At 71.8% G+C, this 18691-nt stretch carries 11 protein-coding genes; 4 read left to right on the top strand and 7 right to left on the bottom strand.

Going from position 1 to position 18691, the window contains the following annotated elements:
• Positions 1-228 precede the first annotated feature (228 nt).
• The gene (locus tag ACH4DZ_RS09615) at positions 229-1203 is read left to right on the top strand and encodes an LAETG motif-containing sortase-dependent surface protein (RefSeq protein ID WP_398286434.1); all 975 of its coding nucleotides are present in this window, start codon (positions 229-231) and stop codon (positions 1201-1203) included.
• A 219-nt stretch (positions 1204-1422) separates the two neighbouring features.
• Here the strand turns inward: ACH4DZ_RS09615 and ACH4DZ_RS09610 are convergent, their stop codons facing one another.
• The 5 genes from ACH4DZ_RS09610 to ACH4DZ_RS09590 form a co-directional block, all read right to left on the bottom strand.
• Positions 1423-3210 carry a GMC oxidoreductase gene (locus tag ACH4DZ_RS09610; RefSeq protein ID WP_398286433.1) on the bottom strand — a complete coding sequence of 596 codons (1788 nt, stop codon included), beginning with the start codon at positions 3208-3210 and terminating at the stop codon, positions 1423-1425.
• Between the two features lie 92 nt (positions 3211-3302).
• The gene (locus ACH4DZ_RS09605; protein WP_398286432.1) at positions 3303-4928 is read right to left on the bottom strand and encodes a succinic semialdehyde dehydrogenase; all 1626 of its coding nucleotides are present in this window, start codon (positions 4926-4928) and stop codon (positions 3303-3305) included.
• A gap of 429 nt (positions 4929-5357) precedes the next feature.
• Positions 5358-6800, bottom strand: coding sequence for a diacylglycerol/lipid kinase family protein (locus tag ACH4DZ_RS09600; protein ID WP_398286431.1), 1443 nt, complete (start codon positions 6798-6800; stop codon positions 5358-5360).
• A 416-nt stretch (positions 6801-7216) separates the two neighbouring features.
• Positions 7217-8965: a serine/threonine-protein kinase gene (locus ACH4DZ_RS09595; protein ID WP_398286430.1), complete on the bottom strand. Its 1749-nt coding sequence runs from the start codon at positions 8963-8965 to the stop codon at positions 7217-7219.
• Between the two features lie 100 nt (positions 8966-9065).
• A complete protein-coding gene (locus ACH4DZ_RS09590; protein ID WP_398286429.1) occupies positions 9066-10691 on the bottom strand; it encodes a serine/threonine-protein kinase in 1626 nt (541 codons plus the stop codon).
• Positions 10692-11011: 320 nt separating this feature from the next.
• Between ACH4DZ_RS09590 and ACH4DZ_RS09585 the strand changes: the two genes are divergently transcribed.
• From ACH4DZ_RS09585 to ACH4DZ_RS09575, 3 genes are read left to right on the top strand one after another with little or no spacing between them, the layout of a single operon-like run.
• Positions 11012-11965: a helix-turn-helix domain-containing protein gene (locus tag ACH4DZ_RS09585; protein WP_398286428.1), complete on the top strand. Its 954-nt coding sequence runs from the start codon at positions 11012-11014 to the stop codon at positions 11963-11965.
• A 14-nt stretch (positions 11966-11979) separates the two neighbouring features.
• Entirely contained in the window at positions 11980-12441 is a 462-nt protein-coding gene (locus ACH4DZ_RS09580) for a cupin domain-containing protein (protein ID WP_024494953.1), read from the top strand.
• Positions 12438-13352, top strand: coding sequence for an NADP-dependent oxidoreductase (locus tag ACH4DZ_RS09575; protein ID WP_398286427.1), 915 nt, complete (start codon positions 12438-12440; stop codon positions 13350-13352). Before ACH4DZ_RS09580 ends, ACH4DZ_RS09575 begins: the two co-directional genes overlap by 4 nt.
• A gap of 231 nt (positions 13353-13583) precedes the next feature.
• Here ACH4DZ_RS09575 and ACH4DZ_RS09570 read toward each other — a convergent pair whose 3' ends face one another.
• Positions 13584-15380 carry a serine/threonine-protein kinase gene (locus ACH4DZ_RS09570; protein ID WP_398286426.1) on the bottom strand — a complete coding sequence of 599 codons (1797 nt, stop codon included), beginning with the start codon at positions 15378-15380 and terminating at the stop codon, positions 13584-13586.
• A gap of 274 nt (positions 15381-15654) precedes the next feature.
• Positions 15655-18567, bottom strand: coding sequence for a protein kinase (locus tag ACH4DZ_RS09565; protein ID WP_398286425.1), 2913 nt, complete (start codon positions 18565-18567; stop codon positions 15655-15657).
• Between the last annotated feature and the right edge of the window lie 124 nt (positions 18568-18691).

Here is an 18691-nt window from a genome sequence, read left to right as displayed (position 1 = left end):
ACTGGACAGTCGACCGAGGGTCAGTTCTAGGGCGTGGGCACGGGAGTTCACAAGTCGACCCGGTGTGTGACCCAGCCCACATAAGGATTCTGTGAGTTCGAGGACAACCCTTCACGGGAGTCACAGGTCTCTCTTACGCAACCAACGGCCATACCCGCGACCGCCACGCGGAGGCCTCCCGAATCTCGTGCCGTGACACCGCGGCGCACCGGACTTTCCGAGGTCTTCATGAAGCTTCGCCGTGTCATGGCCGCTGCGGCCACGACGGCTGTCATAGCCCCGCTCGCGCTGCTGTCGGCCCCGGCCGCCTTCGCGACCGACCCCGCGCCCACCGGGACGGAGACCACGACCGCGCCCGCGACGCCGGGCGCGACGGAGACCGAGACCGCCGGGACGACGCCGCCCGCCGCGACGCCCACGACGACGCCGCCGACCTCCACCACCCCCGCGGGTACGCCGACCTCGACCCCGCCGGCGACCAGCCCGGCGCCGAGCACCACCCCGCCCGGGGAGTCGGAGACCCCGGATCCCGAGCCGTCCGTGTGCGAGGACACCAAGGTCGACGTCAGCATCACCGGCCTGCCCGGCAAGATCGCCGTGGGCACCGGCTGGCACAAGTTCTCGCTGAACGTCCTGAATTCCTCCGACTCGACGCTCCAGGACCTCGACTTCCTCGCCGGCGCCTCGTCCGACGTGGACGGCACGGACCTCTTCAAGAGCAAGCAGGTGCAGCTCCAGGCCTGGAACCCGGACGCCAAGGTCTGGGAGAACCTCGACGAAGAGGGTTACGCGGTCGGTTTCGTCGGCTACACCGACGAGCTCAAGCCCGACTACGAGGTCCACGTCCCGCTGCGTATCAACGTGAAGTCCACCGCGCCGGTCGGCGCGGGCTTCTCGCTCGGCGCGACGATCTACGGTGACGACGACGCGGAGTGCACCGGCTTCGGTGAGGTCGCGTACAAGTTCCGGATCGTCGCCGCCGGCACGGACACCAACGACACGAAGCCGCAGGAAGGCGGCAAGGCGCCGGTCAGCGACCGGACGCCGGACAAGGCCAACACGCCGCAGGTGACCGGCAACCTCGCCGAGACCGGGTCCAGCTCCGCGCTGCCGACCATCGGGCTCGTGGGCGGGGTCGCGCTGGCCGCTGGTGTGGGGGCCGTTGTCGTCGCTCGTCGCCGTAAGGCCGGCTCCGACGCGTAGAGCTGCCGCTGGGTGTGGGGGGATTGGGCTGCGGGTCCGGTGGGGGCTTGTCGCGCAGTTCCCCGCGCCCGTCGACGGGGCCCTGACGGGCCCGTTGACAGCGCGTAGGACTTACTGCGCGTGACGCTCGACCGACTTGCCCTATGCACAACAAGACGAAGGACCTGCGCTCGGAGGGGGGCGCAGGTCCTTCGTCTTTTCCTGACTGCTTTTTCCCGGTTACTTCTTCGGTGGGATCGTCGGCATGCCGAGGAACGGGAGTTTCAGGGCGCCGAAAGCGTCCGCCGGGACCGCGGGGGTGAGCGGCTCGACCGGTTTCAGGCGCTCGTACGCGGCACCCGGCGCCGGACGCGGGTCCGCCTCCCCCTTGTTGGGCCAGTACGACATCGCGCGCTCGGCCTGTGCGGTGATGGTCAGCGACGGGTTCACGCCCAGGTTCGCCGAGACCGCGGCGCCGTCGACGACGGAGATGCCCGGGTGCCCGTACAACCGGTGGTAGGGGTCGATGACGCCCTCGTCGGCGGAGGCACCGATCGGGCAGCCGCCCAGGAAGTGGGCGGTCAGCGGGGTACCCATCAGCTCGCCGACGTTCGAGCCCGCGAAGCCGTTGATCTCGGCGGCTATCGCGGAGGCCCCCTCCGAAGCGGTCCTGATCTGCTTCGGGTTGGGGGCCCCGTGCCCCTGGCGTGCCGTCAGCAGGCCCTTGCCCGCGCCCTTCGGCTTCAGGTAGGTCGTCAGGGAGTTGTCGAGGGACTGCATCACCAGACCGATGATGGTCCGCTCCGACCAGCGGCGGTTGGAGAGCGAGCGCGCCACGAGGGTGGGGTGCTTCACCGCGTTGACCAGCCAGGCGAACGCCCGTGACGAACCCTCCGTGTACGGAACCTGGAGGATCGACAGGCTGCCCATCGAGTTGGAGCCCTTGCCGTAACGGACGGGCTCGATGTGCGTGTTGGCGTCCGGGTGGATCGAGGACGTGATGGCGACACCGCGGGTGAAGTCCACCTTCGCCTCGCCGGTGGCCTTGCGGTAGCGGCGGTCGCTGGTCTGCGCGCCCACCAGCGCCTCGGAGTTCGTACGGGTCAGCTCGCCCAGCCGCTTCGACAGGTACGGCAGCTGGCCGCCGTCCTTCATCCGGTGCAGCAGGGTCTGCGTACCGTACGTGCCGGCGGCGAGGACCACTCGGCGGGCCTTGAGGACACGTCCCTTGCGCCCCTCGCCCTTGCGCCCGCGGTCCGTGGGAAGCGTCGAGACGGCGAAGCCGCCCTGCGAGTCGTCCGTGACGGACACGACGGTCGTCAGGGGGTGGACGACCGCGCCCGCCTTCTCGGCGAGGTACAGGTAGTTCTCGTTGAGGGTGTTCTTCGCGCCGTGCCGGCAGCCCGTCATGCACTCGCCGCACTCGGCGCACGCGCTGCGGGCGGGGCCCGCGCCGCCGAAGTACGGGTCGTCGACCGTCTCCCCCGGCCGCGCCTTCACGGTCTTGTCGGCGTCCTCGCCGTCACCGAAGAAGACACCGACCGGCGCCATGTGGAAGGTGTCGCCCACGCCCATCCGCTGGGCCGCCGCCTTCAGATGGACGTCCGAGGGGGTCATGGTCGGGTTGAGCCGTACGCCGAGCATGCGCTGCGCCTGGTCGTAGTACGGCTTCAACTCCGCCTGCCAGTCGGTGATGTCCTTCCACTGCGGATCCTCGAAGAACGGCTTCGGGGGTACGTAGAGGGTGTTGGCGTAGTTGAGGGAGCCGCCGCCCACGCCGGCGCCGGCGAGCACCATGACGTTGCCGAGCAGGTGGATGCGCTGGAGGCCGTACATGCCGAGCTTCGGCGCCCAGAGGTAGTTCTTGAGGTCCCAGGAGTTCTTGGGCAGTGTGCCTCGGGTGAAGCGGCGGCCGGCTTCCAGGACGCCGACGTTGTAGCCCTTTTCTGTAAGGCGCAGGGCTGTGACGGATCCGCCGAAGCCCGATCCGACAACGATCACGTCGTAGTCGTACGTTTCCTGAGGCACGTGTGCTCCTCGTTGAGTGTCCGTGCGGGTCGTGTGTGGTTGCTCGCGCAGTTCCCCGCGCCCCTTGACGGGGCGCTCCTGACGAGGCGCTCCTAGCGGAACCGGAGGGCCTTCATGAGCCTCAGGCTGCGGCTCATGAACTGGGCGTACTTCTCGTCGTCCATGCCCAGGGACGGGCCCATCGGCAGCAGGCGTTGCCGGGCCACCGTCTGGGCCTCCGTGTACTTGAGGATGCCCTCGGAGCCGTGGCGGCGGCCGAGGCCGGAGTCCTTCATGCCGCCCATCGGCGACTGGACGCTGCCGTACGCGGGCCCGTAGCCCTCGTTGATGTTGACCGTTCCGGTGCGCAGCCGGGCCGCGATCTCGGCGCCGCGACGGCCGTCCTTCGTCCAGACCGACGAGTTGAGGCCGTACGCCGTCGCGTTGGCGGAGGCGATCACCTCGTCCTCGTCCTTGAACCGGTAGATCGAGACGACCGGGCCGAAGGTCTCCTCGCCGCAGACCGCCATCGGCGCCTCGACGCCGTCGAGGATGGTCGGCTCGAAGAAGTACGGGCCGATGTCCGGGCGCGCGACACCGCCGGCGACGACGGTCGCACCCTTGGCGACGGCCTCCTCGACGTGCCGGGTCACGGTCTCCAGCTGGCGTTCGCCGACCAGCGAGCCCATCTCGGCGCCGTACGCGAGGGACGTGCCGAGGCGCATCGCCCTGGTGCGTGCGGCGAACCGCTCCAGGAACGTGTCCGCGACCGACTCGTGGACGTACAGCCGCTCGATGCTGATGCACAGCTGCCCGGCCGACGAGAAGCAGGCGCGGACCGCGCCGGCCGCCGCCCGGTCGATGTCGGCGTCCTGAAGGACCAGCATGGCGTTCTTGCCGCCGAGTTCGAGGGAGACGCCGACCAGCCGGGCCGCCGCGCCCTGGGCGACCTCGCGGCCGGTGCGGGTGGAGCCGGTGAAGGAGACGTAGTCGGCGTGCTTGACGACCTCCGGGCCGATGACCGGTCCCTCGCCGAGGACGACCTGGAAGACGTCGGCGGGAAGGCCCGCCTCGATGAGCAGGTCACGGGCCCACAGTGCGGTCAGGCAGGTCTCGGTGTCGGGCTTCATCACCACGGCGTTGCCCGCGACGAAGGCGGGCAGCGCGTCGCCGACGGAGAGCTCCAGCGGGTAGTTCCAGGGGGCGATCTGGCCGACGACACCTCGCGGGTGGCGCAGCTCGGTGACCTTGGTGAGGGCCGGCATGGCGCCCGCGTGCCGCTTGGGGCGCAGGTAGAAGGGGGCGCGGCGGCCGTAGTGGCGGGCCGCGACGGCGACCGCCTGGACCTCCTCGTGGGCGTGCAGGCGGGCCTTGCCGGTCTCCAGCTGGATCAGGTCCAGCACTTCGGCCTGGCGGGCGAGCACGAGGTCGTGGAAGCGGAGGAGGACGGCGGCGCGTTCCCTGACCGGGGTCTGGCCCCAGAGGAACTGGGCGGCGCGCGCCCGCTCGTAGGCCGCTTCCACGTCCTGTGGGGTGGACTCGGGCAGGTCGGCCAGCTTCTCGCCGGTGAACGGCGTGTGGTTGGCGGTGCGGCCCGAGCCGACCACGCCACGGGTGAGCTGGGCGATCAGCTCCGGCGTGACCACGTCAGCGGCCGTGCGGGCGCCTTCGGGGGCGGGCGCGAGAGGGTTGGTACCGGTCTTTTCCGGGGCCTGTGCCGGGGCCTGCGAGTCCGTCATGAGCCGCAGGGTATGCCCGCCCGAGCTCTTTGGGTACCCGTCGGTAACAGGGTTTCACCGAGTACACACAAGGCGCCAGTGATCACTGGCAGTAAATGGCCTGATCAGGGGGTTGTCCGGCAACGATCAGGGCGTCCGGGAATCCGACCCGCGGTGCCGGGGAGGGGGAGCCGAGGGTCACGGATCGATCTCGGGACGCAGCCGGGGCTCCTTGACCGCGACGTCCCGCCCCACGGGTTCGTCCGTGGCCCGCCGTGCGGTGCCCAGGCCGCCCGAGCCGATGCGCTCGGTCAGCCGGTAGCGGCCACCGACCAGGCGCCCCCCATCATCGCTCGTGTCCCCTCAGTACCGGGCTGGGACGGAGCTTGCCGATGTTCAGTACCGCGCTGGGACGGAGCTTGCCGATGTTCGGGCCGTGTACACCGCGGGTCAGGCCGTGGGAGGTGTCCGGTTCGCGGGCAGGGGCTCCTCGCGGGGCAGGGCCCGGTGTCTGGGCAGGGCCGTACGCCCCACCGCCGCCGCGAGTTTGCGCAGCCGGCGCCAGTCCATGGGCGGCTTGGTCTCCGGCACGCCCGGCCGGTTCCCCGGGACGCGTACGCGCAGGGCACCGGGCTCGATCCGGCACCGTACCGGCGTGGGCAGCATGAGGGCCTCGCCGTCCACGCCGACCTCGATCTCGGGGCGGTCGGCGTCCACGACCACCTCGCGGGCCGTCAGCACCGTGAGCCCGGTGGAGTGCTTGCCCAGCAGCAGCCCGGCGGCCTCGGCGGCGTTCTCGACCCTGACGCCCAGGACACCCAGCACACCGGACTCCAGCCGCTCGCGGTAGCCGAGGCCCGCCGGATCGTCCATGCGGTAGGGGTTGTTGCTCACCAGGAGGGCCTGGGGCCCGTCGACGACGGTCGCCGCCGTGGCACCCCCCGTCTCCGGACCTGCCGCCGTGCTCGGCTCCTCCAGGCGGGCGGTCAGCCGCGGCCCCCGCTGGTGCGTGAGCAGTTCGGGCAGCAGCTCCAGCGTCGTACGGACCTTGTCGTCCCGGTACTCGGGGCTCTGCACGACGACCGCGTACGCCCCGAACGAGGCGTTGTTGACGAAGGGGTACGTGTCGACGAAGCCGAGGTCGACGTGGAGTTCGACGCCGTCGTCCGTGAGGGCGTCGAGGCTCGCCGCCGGATCGGTCCGGTCGAGCCCGAGGTCCATGGCGAAGTGGTTCCGCGTTCCGGCGCAGACCACGAGGAACGGGATCCCGTGCTCCGCGGCCACGGCGGCGACCAGCGCCTGCGTACCGTCCCCGCCCGCGACACCGAGCAGATCGGCGCCGTCCGCCACGGCGCGCCGGGCGAGTTCGGTCACGTCCTCGTGCCGTTCGGGGTCGAGGAGGTGGACCCGCGCCCCGAGCTTCTCGGCCTTCTCCCTCAGCCCGAACCGCTCGACCTTTCCGCCCCCGGACCGCGGGTTCATGATGAGGAAGGGGCTGGTGGGGGCGGGCGTCCGGTGCTCCCGCACGCTCACCGTGTGCGACTTGGTGCTGCTGAGCGCGAACTTCCCGGCCCAGACGGCGAATGCCCACAGGGTCAGGGACACGATGACGACCCAGAGCAGGTTCTCCGCGGCGAAGAACCAGACGACGGCGGCGGGTGTCGTGACGGCCAGCGCCACGGCTGCGGCGCGGGACGGTCCGCGGAGGGTCAGTACCCACCACAGGGCGGCCACGGTCACCGCTGTGCCGACGATGCCCACCGCGACGAGCAGGAGGCTTGCGACTCCCCCGAACGCGAGCGGCAGCAGTAGCGCGGCGCCTGCGGCGGTCAGGGCGCCGCGTGCCGCCCAGCGCTGTCGGGCATGCGCCCGCCCGTCAAGATCCAGGCCCACGCCTGCCGCCTCTCTTTTCAAAAGCCCGCGCAGTTCCCCGCGCCCCAAAAGCCACAAGACTGCGCCGTTCCCCGCGCCCCTGAGGGCGGAAGTCCGCGCCGTCCCTGCGCCCCTAAAGCCAAAGGATTGCGCCGTTCCCCGCGCCCCTAAAGACGAAAGACTGCGCCGTTCCCCGCGCCCCTAAAGACGAAAGACTGCGCCGTTCCCCGCGCCCCTGAGCGCTGAAGCCTGCGCCGGTCCTCGCGCGCCTGGGGCCCGGGAGGGTTTCAGGGGCGCGGGGAACTGCGCGGGCGGGCCCCACCGGGCCGCACCCGGCGGACGACGGCCCGAGGCAGCAGTATGCCGTTACCGACGCCCACTTGACGCCTCGGCACGGCACCGGCACCGGCACGGCACCGGCAAGGCGTCGGCGGGGGTCACAGCCTGTCGACGGCGAGGTTCGCGATGGCCGTCTCCGCGACCGCCCGTCCGCGCTCGGTGAAATCACCCTTGCCCGGGTAACCGATCATGAGCTTGTACATGTCGCCCGACGTCGTCCTGTAGTACAGGACCTGGATCTCCCGCGGACGCGGATTCTCGGTGTCCGTGCTGGAGTAGACGACAGTGTTCCGGGCAGCCTTGCGGTCCTTGTACTTGACGTCGTTGGGATCGCTCCGGGGCACGGGGTCGGAGTCCATACCGAGCCCGTACTCGCCGCTCTGCTTGTACGTCGCGTCGTCCTCGTACATCTCCGCCGACGCGGTCCCGGCGATCTTCCCCGAGGTGTCCTCGGCCTTCTTGTCCAGCGACAGGCTGATCCACAGCGTGCCGCTCAGGTCGGTGAACCGCACCCAGTGCTCGTCCTTGGGCGCGTCGGGCTTGGGCACGGTCTTCCGGTAGCCCTTCGGCACCGCCAGCGTCGCGCCCAGCGCCTTCACGTCGGTCTTCCTCCAGCCGTCCGGCAGCGGCCCGGCGAACGGGTCCGCGACCAGCAGGTACGCGGCCACCGCCGCCGCGACGACCACGGCCCCGAGGCCGATCCATCCCTTGCGGCCGACGCGGAGCGGCCTGCCACCCGGTCCCGCCCCGCCGGGCGCCGGCACCTGGACGACCTGGGTGGGCGCGGGCTGGGGCGGTCGCACGGTCTGCTCCAGCAGGGCGCGCACCCGCGCGGCGTCCGGGCGGCGGTTCGGGTCCTTGTCGAGGAGGCCGTTGATGGCCTCGGCGAGCGGTCCCGTGGCCGCGTTGGGCGGGGCCGGCGTGGCGTTGAGGACGGACTGGAGCGTCGCGGGCGTGTTGCTGCGGCGGAACGGCGACACGCCCTCCGTGGCCGCGTACAGGACCACGCCAAGCGACCAGAGGTCGGAGGCCGGACCCGGGCGCTGCCCCAGCACTCTCTCGGGCGCGATGAACTCGGGCGAGCCGACGAAGCCGCCCGTGTCGGTCAGATTCGTCTCGCCCTCGATCTGGGCGATGCCGAAGTCGGTGAGGACGACCCGGTCACCCGTGCCGAGCAGGACGTTGTCCGGCTTGACGTCACGGTGCAGGATGCCCGCCGCGTGCGCGGACTCCAGCGCGCCGAGCACCTCCAGGCCGATTCTCGCCGCCTCACGCGCGCCGAGCGTGCCCTCCTGGAGCGCGGCGCCGAGCGAGCGCCCCCGGACCAGTTCCATCACGATCCACGGCCGGCCGTCGACCACGGCGACGTCGTGGACGTTGACGACGGCCGGGTGGTCGAGCCGGGCCGCGGCGCGCGCCTCGCGGCGCATCCGCTCCGAGACATTGGCTCGTTCACGTTCGGGAAGATGATCGGGGATGCGCGGCTCCTTGACCGCGACCTCCCGGTCCACCGTCTCGTCCTTGGCCCGCCACACGGTCCCCATGCCCCCGTGGCCGAGCTTGTCGAGCAGCCGGTACCGGTCCGCGATGAGCCGACCCGAGCCCGGATCGTGCGGCGCCTGCCGCACAGCTTGCGGCTGCTGCGCCGCGTGCGCCTGCTGTGCCGGATGCGCCTGCTGCTGCGGCACAGCCTCGGGTACGGCGTCGGGCACGGCGTCGGGCACGACCTCGGTGGGCGTGGCGTACGGATTCCCTGGGTGTGGCACGGCGACCGGTGGTCTTGGCGGTTGCAGACCGAAACTCGTCGGCTCGTCGGGTCCGTAAGGGGCTCCCCCGTTGCTGCTCATGGGGTCCATCCTTATCGCGGCGGGCGCCTCCGCTCCACCCTGGGCGCTTTCCAGTCACAGACCCGTGACGCACGGCGCACGCTTTACGGTGAAATGCGGCTCATGAGCCCGTACGGGCCACGGTGTCCACCGCGACGTCGAAGTACTCCCGCGCCTCCCGCGCCTGGCCGACCGGCGACGACACCAGTACGTCGTACATCCGGCCGCCCTCCTCCCAGCACAGTTCGTAGATGTGCCGCGCGCCCTCCGCCGTGCTGAAGCCGTCCCAGGTGAACTCCCAGAGCGCGGCGGGGCGCCCGGAGCGGGTGGTCCCGGTGACCCGGCCGTCGCGGTACCCGGGGTAGGTGTCGGGCCCCTTTTCGGCCGCGCGTTCCATCACCGCGAGCGGGCCGCCCTGTTCCGGTGCGGACACCTCGACGCCGATGCGGAAGGTCTTCCCGGCCGACATGTAGTAGACGCGCTCGCCCTGCGCCTCGCGTGTGAAACCCACGGGAACGGCGAGCGAGAAGCCCGCCGCGTCGCGGACGAGACGGTATCCCGTGGGCACCGTGCGGTCGGCGGAGGCCGTGGGCCGGGACCCGGTGGCACCGGAACTCGGCGTGGGACCGGTGGCCGTACGGGACGAGGAGACCGAACCTCCCGGCGGTGTCGGCACGTGGTCGCCGTCGCCCATCAGCAGCGCGGCAGCCGACACGCCCGCCACCGCCATCGCCGCGACGAGGGCCGCCGCGATCAGCACGTTGCGCATCGACGAGGAGACGGCGAAGGGGACTCTCAGCGGGTGCGGCACGGCCGGTTCCGGAACCGTCGGCACCGAGGCGCCGGGGTCCCGCCCCGACACGTCCCGGCGCGAGGGCGTGTAGCCGGACGGGACCTGCGGCATACGGCCCGTGTCCAGAAAGACCCGTAACAGCCGCTCCGCCTCGACCGCGTCGAGCCGCCGCTCCGGATCGCGTTCGAGCAGGCCCCGTACGACGGGGAGCAGGGGCCCGGCGGCGGCGGGCGGAAGTATGTCGTCGACGACCACCGCGTGCAGGGTGCCGCCCAACGAGTCGCGGCGGAACGGCGATTCGCCGCTCAGGGCCGTGCAGAGCAGCGCGCCGAGCGACCACAGGTCGGACTCGGGACCGGTCCTGACGCCCGACATCCGCTCGGGTGCGGTGTACTCGGGCGAACCCACGAACGACCCGCTCTCGGTGAGCGTCGTCGAGCCCGCGACCTGCGCCACGCCGAAGTCGGTGAGGACGACTATGCCGTCCAGGTTGAGGAGCACGTTCGCGGGCTTCAGGTCGCGGTGCAGGACACCGGCGTCGTGCGCCTTGCTCAGCGCGCTGAGAAGGTCGATGCCCATCCGGGCCGCCTCGACGGGGCCGACGGGCCCGGACCGGGAGATGCGCTCGGCGAGCGAACCTCCTTCCAGGAGGTCCATGACGATGTACGGGCGTTCGTCCTGCTCGACGACGTCGTGCACGACGATGATGTGCGGATGGCGCAACTGCGCGATCGCGCGTGCCTCGCGCAGGGTGCGTTCACGCTGCAGCCGGGACTCCGCCGCCGAGAGCGAACTGTCGACGGCGAGTTCCTTGACCGCGACCTGCCGGGCGAGCAACTGGTCCGTGGCCCGCCACACGACACCCATGCCTCCGCGGCCGATTCTGGCTTCCAGGCGGTAACGCCCGGCGATGACACGGGCGTTGTCCTCCGGTCTTTCCCCTTCGGTCGCCATGCGTCCCATCATGCCGCAACGGACGGAACCCTTCCGGACCCACGCAACAGCACTTGGCCGACAACCGACTAGGGCGTGTCCTGTAGGTCGGCACGCAGCCGTACCACGATGGCGGCGATGACGATTTCCGAGCGGTGGTCCGCGCGGCCTGGCGAGGTGGGTAGGTGGGTGAAGCCGGGACTCCGTTCAAACGGCGTGGATGTCGATCAGCGGACACCAGTTGATCGCCGACGAGCGTGAACACCTCTCGAAGTCCATCGCCGCTGTGACCCCCGCCGAGCACCGTGCCTGATCAGAAGTGTCGCCGTTATCATCGACCGGTGATCGGCAACCTTGAGTCGTTCCAGGACGAGCTGGCCGCCAGCGGGTTTCCGCCGCTGGTCAACAAGCTGGCCGGGGCCGGCTTCCGGGGCGGGATCGCCATCCGTGACCTCGGGCCGCTGCGGCTGGTCTCCCTCGACACGCCCGAGAGCGCCTGCATCGGGCGGGAGCGCGACGCCTCCGACGGCGAGAACCTGGCGATCAAGGTGATGACCCGGGGCCGGACGCGGATCGAGCAAGGGCGCGGCGACGCCGAACTCGGGCCGACCGACCTGGTACTGCTCGATCCCACGCGTACGCTCCGGTTCGAGAGCACCGCCGCGGCGCACGTCACCATCCTGGTTCCGCGCCGGGAGCTTCGGATCCGGCCCGCGCAGATCGACCGGCTCATCGGCGTACGCATCGACGGCAGCCACGGCCCGGGCGCGCTCGTCTCCGTGCTGGCCCGGGAGTCGGCGCGGTCGGCGACCGACTTCCGCGAGGCGGAGGCGCTGCGGTCGGCGGCGGCCGTCGTCGAGCTGATCGCGGTCGCACTGGAGGCCCGGCTCGGCGACGAACAACCGGCCCCGGACGAATGGCTGCGGAGCCGGGTCGCCGGCTACATCGAGGCCCGGCTGGCCGATCGCGATCTGTCCCCGCCCGGCATCGCCGCCGCCCACCACATGTCCGTACGCCGGCTGCACAAGCTGTTCGAGGACCAGCCGCTCACCGTCGCGGCCCTGATCCGCCGTCGCCGCCTGGAGCGCTGCCGGGCCGAGCTGACCGGAAGCGGACGTACGGTCACCGCCGTGGCCGCCCGGTGGGGATTCTCCGATCCCACCCATTTCAGCAAGCTCTTCAAGGCGACGTACGGCTACAACGCCCGTGCGCTGGTAACCAGCAACCGCGCACGGACGGCCAAGACGCGCACAGCCGGCCCGGACAAGGATGGTGATGACCAAGGCAAGCAGTAGCAAGAGGAGAAGTCGTGGCGAAGGTAAACATCGTCCGCCCCGGTGAGGGCGAGATCCTCGGCAGCGGAGCGCAGCAGATCCGCATCCTGGAGAACGGTGAGCACACCGACCACCGGCTGGGGTTCGCCGAGGTCACCATTCCGCCGGGCACCCCGAGCCCGTTGCAGCATCGCCACGCCCAGCATGACGAGGGCTTCTACGTGCTGGCGGGAACTTTCCGGTTCACCGTCGGCGAGGACCAGTACGACGCCGGGCCGGGCACCTGGGTCATCGTGCCGACCGGGGCGCCGCACACGTTCGCCAACGTCGGCGACGAGAACGCGGTCATGCTGAACACCTTCACGCCGGACCTGTATGTGCAGTACTTCCGCGACTTCAAGGCCATGATCGATTCCGGGCAGCCGGTCAACGCCGAGACCATGCAACCGCTCTGGAAGAACTACGCCACCGAGATCTCGAACGAGTACGCCTCGTGAAGCGCCTTCAGTACGACCGCTACGGCGGCCCGGAGATGATGCGGCTCGCTGAGTTCGAGCCACCGCGCCCGGGTCCGGATGAGGTTCTCGTCCGCGTCCGGGCGGCGGCTTCCAACCCGCTGGACTGGAAGATGCGCAACGGCGAGATGAAGCTGATGACCGGCCGCTCCTTCCCCCGGGCGATGGGGCACGACTTCGCCGGAGTCGTCGAGGCGGTCGGCGCCGGCGTCACCCGCCTGAAGGCCGGCGACGCGGTACTCGGCGGGGCTCGGTTCCGGCAGGCGGGGGCGTTCGCCGAGATGGTGACGGCCCCGGAGAAGTCGGTCGTGCTCAAACCGGTGGACCTTTCGTACGAGCAGGCCGCCGCCCTGCCGACCGTGGGCGTGACCGCCTACCAGGCCACGGCGGAGGTCCGGCCCGGGCAGGCGGTCTTCGTCAACGGGTGCCTGGGCGGGGTGGGCCGGGCCGCCGTCCAGTTCGCCCGGGCGCGGGGAGCCTCGGTCGCCGGCAGCTGCCGCAACCCTGCGGCCGACGAGGCCCACGAGCTCGGCGTCGAGCCGGTTGTGGGTTTCGGCTTCGACCCGGCCGCCCTCGCGGGACGGTTCGACCTCGTTTTCGACACGCCCGGCATGCTTCCCTTCGCCGCGGCCCGAACGCTGCTGAGGCCCGGCGGAACCATCGTCGACATCGTCCCGACCGCGGTCAAAATGATCAGGAGCGCACTGCCCGGACCGTTCCGGGCGATGATGGGCCGGCCGGTGACCGCCGACATGGAGGAGGTGGCCCGGACCCTGCGCCTGCCCATCGCCCGTACGGTCCCGTTGGCCGAGGCGATCTCCGCCCTGACGGAGCTGGAACGCGAGCAGCGCCCGAAGGGCGGCAAACTGGTCATCACCATGACCGGAAGCTGAGCCGGACCGAGCTGGGGCGTGCAGGACACGCCCTAGTCCGCACAGGGAACGGCGCAGCCTTCATGGGGGCGCGGGGAACTGCGCAGCCTTCTTGGGGGCGCGGGGAACTGCGCAATCTTTCAGGGGCGCGGGGAACGGCGCGACCAGCCCCCACCGACCCGCAGCCGACGAACCCCCCGCAGGACACCCTGCAGGCCGCCCCGGAGGCCACCCCGCAGGGGCGCGCCCGCACTACGAGACCGGCGGCCGCCACCCCCGCAAAACCGTGTCGAACTGCTCCCGCGCAGTCTCCCAGTCAGCCGCAGGCGCGGACATGTAGATCACGTACTCGACACCGTCACGGCCGAGATACGACTGTTCGATGGCCCGGCGCGGCCCGGGAAACTCCGTGTCCTTGCCCAGCGCGGTCCAGGTGAAGTCCCACAGCGCCCCCGGGCGGTCACGGAAGGTGTTGGACTCCAGACCGACCTGCTGATACTCGCTCAGCCGCCCCGAAATCTGCTGTTCGAGGTCGACGAGATGCCGGTACGGGTTGTCGAAGTCCGGCGACTCGTCCACGGCGATGCGTACGAAGTGCTCGCCGGCGTCGGGCGTGTAGTCGACCTGCGTGCCCTCGACCTGCCGCTTCCAGCCCTCGGGCAGTACGAGGCTGAAACCCTCGGGGTCGTCGACACGCGCCCAGCCGTCGGGTACGTCACCGGTCTGGGCCGCCTCGGTCTGCTTTCCGTCGTCCTCACCGCCCGTGCCCGAGGGGGACGGAGTCTCAGGAGACGTGGAGTGGTTCGAGGACTTCGACGCGTCGTCGTCCCCCCAGCCGTCAGCCAGCAGCATCGCCGCGACACCACCGCCGCCGACGAGCGCCGCCGCCAGCACGACCGCGGCGACGGTACGGAACCGTCTCCGCCGGGGTCCGCCCACCACCGCCGGCTGGTTCGCGGTGGCGACGGCCGGGTCGGGAGCGGGCCGACCGTGACCGCCGTAGGTCTCGCGGCCGTCCGGGCCGCCGTAGGGTCCCTGCGGATACTGGCCGCTCTCGGGCCCGTTGGGGCCGTGCGACCCATGGGCGACGGCGTGGGTGGCGTCCTCGGACCCGGGAGCGGCGGCGGCCTGCGCGGGTCCGTACGCGCCCGGCAGTCCCTGGCCGTACGTCCCCCGGGGGTCCCGCGCGTTGTCCCCATGTTGCGTCGGCACATAGGCATGCGCCGCATGGGGCGTCCGCCCCTCCGCGGCCTCGGCGAGCATCTGCTCGGCCTCTTCGGGACCGGGCCGCTCGGCGGGGTCCTTGCGCAGCAGGGCGGTGATGACGGGGGTGAGCGGGCCCGCGTGCTCCGGGGCGTCGGGGTCCTCGCCGACGACGGCCTGCATGGTCGTCAGCGGTGTCGTCCGCCGGAACGGCGACCTGCCCTCGACGGCCGTGTAGAGCGTCGCGCCGAGCGCCCACAGGTCGGCGGACGGTCCCGGGTCCTGGCCGCGGATGCGTTCCGGCGCCAGATAGTCGACCGACCCGACTATCTCGCCGGTACGGGTGATCGTCGTATCCCCCTCGACCTGGGCGATCCCGAAGTCGGTGAGCAGCACGCGCCGGTCGTGGGAGATCAGTACGTTGCCGGGTTTGACGTCGCGGTGCAGTACGCCGGCGGAGTGCGCGGCCCGCAGAGCGCGCAGGACCCACAGCCCGACCCGGGCCGCCTCCCTGGGCTCGATGCGTCCCGCGTCCTTGACGGCGTCGGCGAGCGAGCCGCCCTCGACCAGTTCCATGACGATCCACGGGCGGCCGTCGTGTTCCAGTACGTCGTGCACGGTGACGACGGCCGAGTGGTTGATGCGCGCGGCGGCCCTGGCCTCGGCCCGGGTTCTCGCGAGGAGGACGGCCTGCTCGCTCTCGGACACGTAGAGCGCGGCCGTCAGCTCCTTGATCGCGACGGCGCGGTGCAGCACTTCGTCGCGCGCACGCCATACCCGGCCCATGCCGCCACTGCCGATGGAGTCGGCGAGCCGGTAGCGGCCTGCGAGAAGCAGGCCCTGCATCTGATTCACGTTTCCCCGCAATGCTCTTGACAGGGTCAGACTAAGGACCGACACGCACCCAGGGAACCGGCGGGGTGCTACGGGGACAGCACTGTGACGGACCCCACGGGTATGAACGAGCGGTTGCCGCCCGGTGATGGGGCGTTGGCGGCGAACCGGTGTCACGGCCGCACAAGGCCCCTCGCTGCAGGGTGTGATGACACCACATCAACCGGTGACCCGGTACGGCATCACCGATGATCTGGTACGTCGTCACCGGTGACCCGGTACGGCGTCAACCGGTGATCTGGTACGTCGACGACGCCTGCTCGTAGAGCCGCGTCACCTCGTCCCGCTCGGCCTCCGGACCGCGCAACTGCAGCACGTGGTACTTCCCGCCGGCGATGACCACGAGGTTCCGTACGTAGACCTCGCTCCCCGTGGAGTCCTGCCAGGTGAACTGCCCCTCGGCCATGGCCCGTCCGCCCACGTCGATCCGCCGCATCCCGCTGGACGTGGCCCAGGTCGAGTCGCGGAACGGCTGCAACTCGCGCTCGTCCTCACGCTGGTAGGTCATCGGATCGCTGCCGAACTCCTCGGTCGTGTCGCGTCCGGGCACGACCAGCAGCTCGAACTTTCCGTGCGAGTAGACGACCTGGCCGCGGCCGTTCCTGCCCGTCCGGTCCCAGCCGTTGGCGACCGCCACCCGGAACCCCTCGGAGTCCTTGCGCAGGGTGAACCCCTGCGGAAGCTCGGGGCCGGTGGTCTGGGTCGTCGAACTGGACGAGCGCGTCGGGCTGCTCTTCCCGCTCGGGTTCTTCCCACTCGGCTCGTTCTCGCCCTGCGGATCGGAGCTCGCGTTCCCGTCCGACCCCGCGCCGGTGTCCCCGGAGTGACCAGGGGTGGGGGCGACGACGTCCCCCGCGGAACCGGTGCGCTCACCGCCGGATCCGGTCCTGGGCATGAACGCCACGGCGTACGCGACGGCGGCGGCCATGGCGAGCAGGATCAGCAGGAGAAGTGTCCTGCCGAGCCGGCGGGGCTTGGCCTCCCTGCCCCGCTTGCCCCGCTTGTGCCGGCCGTGGGGGGTGGTCGCGGGCAGCCCCGCACGACGCCTGCGGACCAGCTCGCCCCGACGGCGTACGACCGGAAGCCGGGTGGGGTCCACCGGCGGGGCCGCTATGACGAAGGTGCCCGCCTCCGGCTCGGGCGCCGACCGCACCAGCGAGCGCAGCCAGCCCCGCAGTTCCTCGAAGTCCAGTCGCTCGGTGGGGTCCTGGCGCAGCAGTGACTCCACGACCGGCCGCAGCGGACCGCACTCCTCCGCGAACGCGGGCGGCTCCGCGCACACCAGCTGCACCAGCTCGGCGGTGCTCTCCTCGGGGTAGGGCGCGTGGCCCTGCACGGCGCGGAAGAGCAGCGCGCCCAGCGCCCACAGGTCGGTCGCGGGCCCGATCGGCGCCGCCAGCTGCCAGTTCTCGTGCACGGGTCCGGCCTGCTCGGGCGCCCAGCGCTCGGTGACGGGTCCCACGACGGCCATCCGGGTTTGCCGGGCCCGCTCCGCCGCCAGCGCGGTCGCCGGGCCCCGCCGGGTGGCGGCAGCGGCGGAGACGGGTTGGCTCCACTGCGTGGAAGCCCCGCCCGTACCAGTACCAGTACCCGTACCCGTGCCGGACTCCGCGCCCGCGCCGGGGGCCGCGGAGGTGTGGTCGGCCGACGGCGCGTGTCCGGCGCCGTACGCGACGGTCTCCGCCGCCCGGCCGTCGGTCGTACCACCGATCCCGCCGTTGCCGCCATGACCGCCGGTTCGGCTGTCGGGGAGCGCGGGAGTCCGGTCCTGTCCAGGGCTTCCGACGGCCGGCCCCCCGCTGCGCGGCGCCGCACCGTGCCACGCGCCCGGCAACCCCACCCCGCCCACCCCGTACGGGTCGGCGATCTGCCCCGGCGGCGACGTGTGCTCCACCCCTTGCCCGGTTATCCGGCCCGAGATCGGCCCCGAGGTCTGACCGGCCTCCGGGTCGCTCCCACTGGGGAGCGACCGCGGAGCGGGCAACGCCGCGTTCCCGCCGCCCCGCTCCTCCTCCTGCACCCGGGCCGCCGCGCGCGCGCCCGCACGGTAGGCCGCGATGGCGCCGGCCCGCGCGGCCCGTACGTCTCCACCCGCGTCCAGCGCCCGCTGCGCCATGTCGGAGGCGTGCGCCTGAGCCTGTGTGCGGCCCTGGGCCTGAGTCTGGGCCTGTGCCTGTGTCTGCGCTTGGGCATGCGCTTGAGCATGTGTTTGGGGCACGGACAGCGCGCCCGCGCCGCCGCCGCGCGCGGCCTCGACCGCGGCACGGCCGCCGTCCGGCCCACGCGCTCCGGGCACCGCCTGTCCGACGGCGCGGCCCGGGGTGCCTGACCGGCCGAGCTGTCCGACCGCGCCCCCGTGCCGATCCACCTGCCCGGACGAACCGCCCGCACCCGTCGGACCGGTCTGACCTGTATGTCCCGCCCGGCCCACCTGTCCTGCCGGGCCGCCCGCCGTTCCGGGCCCACCCGGTCGGCCCGTGCCGGCTTCGCCTTCGGCGGCCGGCACCGGGTCGTACCCGCACAGCGCCTCCTCCGCGGCCCCCGAGGCAAGTCCGGTGAGCATCACCCGGCCGTCGTCGCAGACGAGCACCGTGCGCGCGGTGATGTTCCGGTGCACCCATCCGTGCGCGTGCAGCACCCGCAGGGCGGTCAGCACGTCGGCGGCCACCTCGGCGGCCCGGTAGGGGCTCAGCGGCCCCTCGGCGAGCAGCGCGGCGAGCTGCCGCGCGGGCACCAGCTCGCTCACTATCCACAGCGAGCCGCCCTCGGCGAACACGTCGAAGACCTGGTCGAGCCGGGGGTGGTCGGGTATCTGCGCCGCGGCCTGGGCGGCCTCGATGGCCCGTCGCACGGCCGGCTCGGTGGGCCGCCGTGTGGTCCGCGCGGACGGCCGCCGCACCCCGCCGTCCCGCGTCCCGGGGTCCCGCATGCCGCCGTCCCGCGCCACGAACCCGTCGGGCAGCCCGTCCGCGTCGAGCACCTCCGCCTCGACGACCTCGGGCAACGGCACCTGCCGGACCAGGACTTCCTGTCCGCTGTAGGTGTCCCAGGCCCGGGACTCGGCGAGCTCGTACTCGTCCGTCGGCGGGAGCGGCAGGCGGTAGCGGTCGGCGAGCACCCGTCCCGCATAGTCCTCCACGATGCCTCCCCCGGCCGCCCGGTTGGTCAAATCCGTTCGCCATGCGTCCCGTTGTGGCTGCAGTTGTGGCTGCGTACGGTCCGCAACCACTCACGATACGTGCCGGAGGCAACCCATCATGAGG

It is taken from the genome of Streptomyces sp. NPDC017991 (assembly GCF_044328075.1).
Classification (GTDB): domain Bacteria; phylum Actinomycetota; class Actinomycetes; order Streptomycetales; family Streptomycetaceae; genus Streptomyces.
The sequence above is the reverse complement of the archived record's forward strand: the minus strand, read 5'-3'. Positions and strand labels throughout refer to the sequence as shown.